This window comes from Methylomonas sp. BG-2, from assembly GCF_057766305.1.
On sequence record NZ_JBYMAP010000196.1, the window covers coordinates 1 to 7306 of the forward strand.

The 7306-nt window shown below is 62.7% G+C and carries 6 protein-coding genes; 5 read left to right on the forward strand and 1 reads right to left on the reverse strand.

Features of this window, described 5'->3' with window-relative positions:
* Positions 1-32 precede the first annotated feature (32 nt).
* Positions 33-1133 carry a tRNA epoxyqueuosine(34) reductase QueG gene (gene queG, locus AC3B8H_RS16200; protein WP_488442583.1) on the reverse strand — a complete coding sequence of 367 codons (1101 nt, stop codon included), beginning with the start codon at positions 1131-1133 and terminating at the stop codon, positions 33-35.
* Between the two features lie 49 nt (positions 1134-1182).
* On the opposite strand from queG, the gene AC3B8H_RS16205 reads away from it, so the two are divergent.
* From AC3B8H_RS16205 to miaA, 5 genes are all read left to right on the forward strand, one after another.
* On the forward strand, positions 1183-2637 hold the full coding sequence (locus AC3B8H_RS16205; protein ID WP_488442584.1) for an NAD(P)H-hydrate dehydratase: 1455 nt from the start codon (positions 1183-1185) through the stop codon (positions 2635-2637).
* Complete coding sequence (tsaE, locus tag AC3B8H_RS16210) at positions 2634-3107, forward strand: tRNA (adenosine(37)-N6)-threonylcarbamoyltransferase complex ATPase subunit type 1 TsaE (protein WP_488442585.1); 474 nt, start codon at positions 2634-2636, stop codon at positions 3105-3107. Before AC3B8H_RS16205 ends, tsaE begins: the two co-directional genes overlap by 4 nt.
* Positions 3108-3168: 61 nt before the next feature.
* A complete protein-coding gene (locus AC3B8H_RS16215; protein WP_488442586.1) occupies positions 3169-4617 on the forward strand; it encodes an N-acetylmuramoyl-L-alanine amidase in 1449 nt (482 codons plus the stop codon).
* Positions 4618-4692: 75 nt separating this feature from the next.
* The gene (gene mutL, locus AC3B8H_RS16220) at positions 4693-6537 is read left to right on the forward strand and encodes a DNA mismatch repair endonuclease MutL (protein WP_488442587.1); all 1845 of its coding nucleotides are present in this window, start codon (positions 4693-4695) and stop codon (positions 6535-6537) included.
* The coding region (miaA, locus tag AC3B8H_RS16225) for a tRNA (adenosine(37)-N6)-dimethylallyltransferase MiaA (protein WP_488442588.1) at positions 6537-7306 on the forward strand (770 nt) is incomplete at its 3' end. The genes mutL and miaA, both read left to right, overlap by 1 nt.

Genomic DNA, 7306 nt, shown 5'->3' on the forward strand with positions numbered 1-7306 from the left:
CTGGCAGCTAACCGAGGATAGGTGTTGCAAGGCTAGTTTGCTTCGTTTTCAAAATCAAGTTGTTCCGCGCGCTCGGCCTGCCGCTGCAAGGCCCAAGCCACGTGTTCTCTAACGATCTCGGAGTCGTGGGTCAGGCGGTTGGTCAAGGCCGCGCGGATCGCCGCGTCCGCTTGGGCGTTGCCCAGCGCGACGGCGATATTGCGCAGCCAGCGCAGATGACCGATGCGGCGGATCGCCGAGCCTTCGGTGCGTTGCAGAAATTCGGTTTCGCTCCAGCTGAACAGTTCGATCAGCGTGGCGCGGTCCAGGCGGTGGCGAGGGCGAAAGTCCGCTTCGCTGCTGAGTTTGGCGTAGCGGTTCCACGGGCAAATCAATTGGCAGTCGTCGCAGCCGTAGATCCGGTTGCCCAGCAGCGGCCGCAGTTCCACCGGAATACCGCCGTGCAACTCTATCGTCAAATAAGACACGCAACGGCGGGCATCGACCCGGTAAGGCGCGACAATGGCTTGGGTCGGGCATACGTCCAGGCAGGCTCGGCAACTGCCGCAGTGCGAGGTGGTCGGCGTATCGGCGGGCAGGGCCAGATCGGTATAGATTTCGCCGAGGAAAAACCAGGAGCCGGCCCGGCGGTTGATTAAATTGCTGTGCTTGCCGATCCAGCCCAACCCGGCTTTCTCGGCGATGGCTTTTTCCAACACCGGGGCGCTGTCGACGAATACCCGGTAGCCGAACGGGCCGATCGCGGCGGCGATTTTGTCGGCCAGTTTTTGCAGGCGTCCGCGTAACAGTTTGTGGTAGTCGCGACCCAGTGCGTAGCGCGACACGAAGGCGGCGGCCGGATCCGTCAGCCGCTCGGCGATGTCGGCCCGTTGTTCCGGTAGATAATCCATCCGCGCTGAAATAATACTGAGCGTGCCGGCTTGCAAGTCGGCCGGCCGGCTGCGCTTGAGGCCGTGCGCGGCCATATAGTGCATCTCGCCGTGCATGCCGTCCGCCAACCAGCGCTGCAAGTGGCCTTCGGCGCTGCTCAGATCGGTATCGCTGATACCGATTTGCTGAAAGCCCAATTCCAACCCCCAGGCCCGAATCAGGGCGATCAGTTGTTCGCTGCTTGCAAAATCATTTGGGGGCATGGCGGGCGCGAAAATATAATGAGTCAATTCCGTGATTTTACACCAGCCCATGCCTTCAGCCGATCAACTCTACAGCGTTGCCGAGATTCGCGAAGCCGAACGGCGGGCGATCACCGAGCACGGCGTCGCCGGCGCGGAAATGATGGCCAGGGCCGGGGCGGCCGCGTTCGAGCAAATCCGGCGGCGCTGGCCGGAACGGCGGCGGCTGGCGGTATATTGCGGCGCCGGCAACAACGCCGGCGACGGCTATGTGGTGGCGCGCTTGGCCCTGTTGGCCGGTTATCGCGTTGAGGTTTATGCATTATCCGACCCCGCCGGCTTGCCGGCCGATGCCGCCGAGGCCGCCTCGGGCTTTATGCAGGCCGGCGGCGGTATTGAAGTGCCGGGCGACAGCCTGTCCGGCGATGGCGTGGTCGTCGATGCCTTGCTCGGCATCGGCTTGAGCCGGCCGGTCTCCGAACGCTACGCATCGGCGATCGCGGCGATCAATGCCGCCGCCGCGCCGGTCGTGGCGATCGACGTGCCGTCCGGTCTGGACGCGGATACCGGTAACGTGTTGGGACGCGCGGTGGCCGCCGATTTGACCGTCACCTTCATCGGACTGAAACGCGGCTTGTTCACCGGTTTGGCGGCTGATTATTGCGGCGAAATCGTTTGCGACAGTTTGGCATTGCCTTGCGAAGTGTTGTCCGGCGCCGGTTCGATTTATCGGTTGACCAAGACTCCGCCGCCGGCTCGTCCGCGCGTGGCCCATAAAGGCCACTGCGGCCATGTGTTGGCGGTTGGCGGCAACGTCGGGTACAGCGGCGCGATACGTCTGGCCGGCGAAGCGGCGCTGCGCGCAGGTGCCGGCTTGGTCAGCATCGCGACGCGGGCCGCGCACAGTGCGCTGCTGAATCTTGGCCGGCCGGAGTTGATGTGTCACGGCACAGAGACCGCTGCCGAATTGGCGGAGTTGTTGGACAAGGCGAGCGTCGTCGTCGTCGGTCCGGGCTTGGGACAAGACGCCTGGGCCCGGACGATGTTCGCGGCGGTGTTGGCGTCCGGCAAGCGCTGCGTGGTGGATGCCGATGCCTTGAACTTGTTGGCGGCCCGGCCCGAGCGGCGCGATCATTGGCTTTTAACCCCGCATCCCGGCGAAGCCGCGCGTTTGTTGGCTTCGACGACCGCCCAAATCGGCGCGGACCGGTTCGAGAGCTTGGCCAAGCTGCAACGGCGCTACGGCGGCGTGTGCATTTTTAAGGGCGCCGGTAGCCTGATCGGCGACGGTTCCGGCTGTTATGTGTCGCCGACCGGCAATCCCGGCATGGCCAGCGGCGGCATGGGCGATGTGCTGGCCGGATTGTTGGGCGGATTGCTGGCGCAGGGTTGGTCGATGCTGGAAGCCGCCAAGCTGGGCGTATACGTGCACGGCGAAGCCGCCGACCGCCTGGCCTTGCGGCACGGCGAGCGCGGCTTGTTGGCCGGCGATTTGCCGGCGGAAATCAGAGAGTTACTCAATTGATCGAATTCGAATTGGCCGACGCCGCGGAAACCGAGGCCTTCGGCGCGGCGCTGTGGCGGGCGATGCCGGACAAGTGCCTGATGTTTTTAAACGGCGACCTGGGCGCGGGTAAAACCACGCTGATCCGGGGCGCGTTGCGCGCGGCGGGCTATGCGGGAACCGTTAAAAGTCCGACCTTTAGTCTGGTCGAGGAATACCGACTGGCTGATCGCGCCTTGTTGCATTTTGATTTATACCGCTTGAAAGATCCCGAGGAATTGGAATGGATAGGGATGGCAGACTATTTGGCGGAGCGGGCCTGGTGCTGCATCGAGTGGCCGGAAATGGGCTTGGGACAACTGCCTGCGGCCGACCTGGAATTGACCCTGAATTATGTTGGCGAGCATCGTGCCGTTCAAATCAATCACTTACGTTCCGATTGGAAAAATTTGATAAAACTACACTGGAAAAACAAGGACCTATTGCTATAATCTCAACGGAATTGTCACTTTTGGGCTAACGGCTATGCAGCGAATGTCTCGAATTTTCTGGATGGTAGTCTTGTCTACCGCCGCTCATGCCGTTTTGGCGGCTCAGGCCGAACTGGCCGGCATCCAATACGGGGCGGCGTCGCAACTGTCGTTTGCGTTGCCGGGTCCGGTCAAGCACCACGCCTTCGTGCTGAAAAGCCCGAGCCGGCTGGTCGTCGATTTTGTCGACGCCAAATTCGCCACGCCGCCCGCTCAGCCGCCGGCCGATCATCCCTTGTTTCTGAATGTCCGTAGCGGCATGCACAACGGCGACGATGTACGCGTGGTGGTCGAGCTGAAAACCGACGCCGATGCCAAGGCCGCGCTGGCCGGCAATGCCTTGCAAATCGACTTGGTCCCGAAGGCGACGCCGGTGGCCGCCGTCAAGGCGCCGAGCAAGCCGGAAGCCGGCAAACCCGAAAAAGTCGCGGTGGCGCAAGAACCGGCCGCCAAGCCCGAGCTGAAACCGGCCGTGCTGAAGTCGGCGGCCAAGGCCAAGGGCCGCGACATCGTCGTCGCCATCGACGCCGGCCACGGCGGCAAGGATGTCGGCGCCCAGGGCAACAACGGTACCCAGGAAAAAGACGTGGTGCTGGCTATCGCCAAGCGCTTGGAAGCCTCGATCAATCGCCAACCCGGCATGAAAGCGGTGATGATTCGCAGCGGCGACTATTTCGTCAAACTGCGCGAGCGGGTGCGCATCGCCCAAGAGGCCAAGGCGGATTTGTTCGTTTCGATTCACGCCGATGCCTTCGACGATCCTACCGCCCACGGCGCTTCGGTCTATACCCTATCCAATAACGGCGCATCCAGCGCGGTCGCCCGGTTTTTAGCCGACAGCGAAAACGCGGCGGATCGCGTCGGTGGCGGCGACGGTCGCGACGAGGCCTTGGCTTCGGTGTTGATGGACCTCTCGCAAAAGGCCGCCAAGGATGCCAGCCTGCACATCGGTAACAAGGTGCTGAGAAACGTCAAATCGGTGGGACATTTGCATCGCAGCAGCGTCCAAAAAGCCGGCTTTGTCGTGCTGAAATCGCCGATTCCGTCGATTTTGGTGGAAACCGCGTTCATTTCCAACCCGGACGAAGAGCGCCGCCTGAACAGCGCCGGTTATCAGCAACAGATGGCGTCGGCGGTGTTCGGCGGCATCATGGCGCATTTCCGGCAATACGCCCCGGCCGGCACGCTGATGGCGCAATTGTACAAAGCCGGCGGCGGCAACCGGCTGGCGGCGGTCGAAAAAGTCGAGCCGATCGCGGCAAGCAAACCGGAGCCCACCGCGCCGGCGCGTAGCGAAGCCGTTGCGGTCGCGGCATCGTCGGCTAATCAACACGTGATCGGCCGCGGCGAGACCTTGTCGGAGATTGCTCAGCAATACGGTGTTTCGATGCGGGCGATCCGTAATGCCAACGCGATGAACGACGGCAACCTGCGCGTCGGTCAAGTGATACAAATTCCGCGCAGTAGCTGAATGATGCCGAGGGGGCGCGCCAAGCCCCCGTTCGAGCCGCTATCCGTTAAAATACGCGCTTTTTGAGCGCTCGCCATGCGGATACACGCCTTACCTCCCCAACTGGTCAACCAGATCGCCGCCGGCGAGGTCGTCGAGCGGCCGGCGTCGGTGGTTAAGGAATTGGTCGAGAACTGTTTCGACGCCGGCGCCAGCCAAGTCGCGATAGACATCGAGCAGGGCGGCATTCGCCAAATCCGAATCCGCGACAACGGTTGCGGCATCGTCAAGGACGACTTGGCGCTGGCCTTGTCCCGCCACGCCACCAGTAAAATCGCGTCGTTGGACGACCTGGAGCAGGTCGGAACCATGGGATTTCGCGGCGAGGCCTTGCCCAGCATCAGTTCGGTGGCGCGGCTGACCTTGATTTCCCGTACCGCCGACGCCGATTGCGCTTGGCAGGTGAGCGCCGACGGCACCGAGAAAAACTTCGATCCGCAACCCGATCCGCACCCGGCCGGCACCACCGTCGATGTCCGCGATTTGTTTTACAACACGCCGGCCCGCCGCAAATTTCTGAAGGCCGAAAAAACCGAATTCGCCCATATCGAAAGCTTGATCCAAAAACTGGCCCTGGCCCGTTTCGACGTTGGTTTCGTGTTGAACCACAATCAACGCGAGGTCCTAAATTTAAAACCGGCCGCCAGCCTGACCGAGCAGGAAAAACGCATCGCGGCGATCTGCGGCTCGGCATTTATCGAGCAGTCGGTGAAGATCGATTACGCCGCCTCGGGGCTGCAACTGCGCGGCTGGGTAAGCTTGCCGACCTTCTCGCGCGGCCAGCAAGACCAACAGTTTTTTTATGTCAACGGCCGCCTGATCAAGGACAGACTGGTCGCGCACGCGGTCAAGCAAGCCTATCAGGACGTGTTGTATCACGGCCGCCATCCGGTGTTCGTGTTGTATTTGACGTTGGACCCGGCGCTGGTCGACGTCAATGCGCATCCGACCAAACTGGAAGTGAGGTTTCGGGAGGGCCGGCTGGTGCACGACTTTTTGTTCCAGGCCTTGCATCGCAGTCTGGCGGCCCAGCGCCCCGGCGGCGAGGCGGCACTGGCGATAGACCACCAAACCTTGCCGGACGATGCCGGCCATAGTCCGAATCCGGCTCCCGCGCCATTGCAAGCTTCGTTGCCGTTGGACTTGGCCGAACCGCCGGCGGGAGCCGGTCGGCAGGCGCCGGCGGCCTACCGGCCGACGCCGCGTCCGGCCATCAACGTGCCCGAGCAGCTACTGGCCTACGCCAAACTCTATCCGGCCGACGAAACCCCGCCCGCGCCCGAATCGGCGTCGGCGATACCGCCGTTGGGTTTCGCGGTCGCGCATATCCACAACATCTACATTCTGGCCGAAACGGCCGACGGCGTGATTCTGGTCGATGCGCACGCCGCCCACGAGCGAGTGACTTACGAGCGCTTGAAGCGGCATTACCACCAATCCGCCATTGTGTCCCAGCCTTTGCTACTGCCGATCAAATTGCAGGTGACGGCGGCCGAGGCCGATCTCGCCGAACGCGAACATGGGTTTTTTCAGGGTTTGGGCTTTGAGTTGACCCGCTCCGGGCCGGAAACCGTGGTGTTGCGCGCGACCCCGGCCTTGCTGGCAAAGACCGATGTCGATCGGCTGGTGCGCGACCTGTTGGCCGATTTGCTCAACGACGGCTTCAGCCGCCAAGTCGAGGAAAAAATCAACGCGGTGTTGGCGACGATGGCTTGCCACGGCTCGGTTCGGGCTCGCCGCAAGCTCAGCATCGACGAAATGAACGCGTTGCTGCGCGACATGGAGCAAACCGAGCGCATCGGCCAATGCAATCACGGCAGACCGACCTGGGTGCGCTTGAGCCATCAGGAACTGGACCGCTTCTTCATGCGCGGTCAGTGATGGCCGGTTTGGACAAGCCCAAGGTGGTTTTGCTAATGGGGCCGACCGCGTCCGGTAAATCCGCGTTGGCGGTGGCGTTGGCGCAGGCGATGAACGGCGAAATCGTCAGCGTCGACTCGGCGCTGGTGTATCGGGGCATGGACATTGGCACTGCCAAACCGACGCCGGCCGAGCGCGGCGGCATACCGCATCATTTAATCGACATACTCGACCCGCGCGAGAGCTTCTCGACCGGCCAGTTTCGCGACCGGGCCCTGGCCGCGATCGAAGACATCTTACAGCGCGGCAAATTGCCGATCCTGGTCGGCGGCACGATGTTGTATTTCAGCGCATTGACGCAAGGATTGGCGCAATTGCCGGCCGCCGATCCGAACCTGCGGCGCCGGCTGGACGACGAGCTGGCCGAATTCGGCAAGGCGGCGATGCATGCCCGCTTGGCGCAAATCGATCCGCAAGCAGCGGCGCGCATTCACGCCAACGATCCGCAACGGGTGCAGCGGGCGTTGGAGGTTTACGAGCTCAGCGGCCGGCCGCTCAGCAGCTTTTTCGCCGCCGCCGATCAGGAAACCCGCTACCGCTACGTCAAATTGATCGTGGCGCCGGAACACCGCGCTACCTTGCACGACAAGATTGCGCTGCGTTTCGACACGATGTTGGCCGGCGGATTCATCGACGAAGTACTGGCATTGCGCGCGCGCGGCGATCTGGATACGACGCTGCCGGCGGTGCGTTGCGTCGGCTATCGCCAAGCCTGGAGCTACCTGGACGG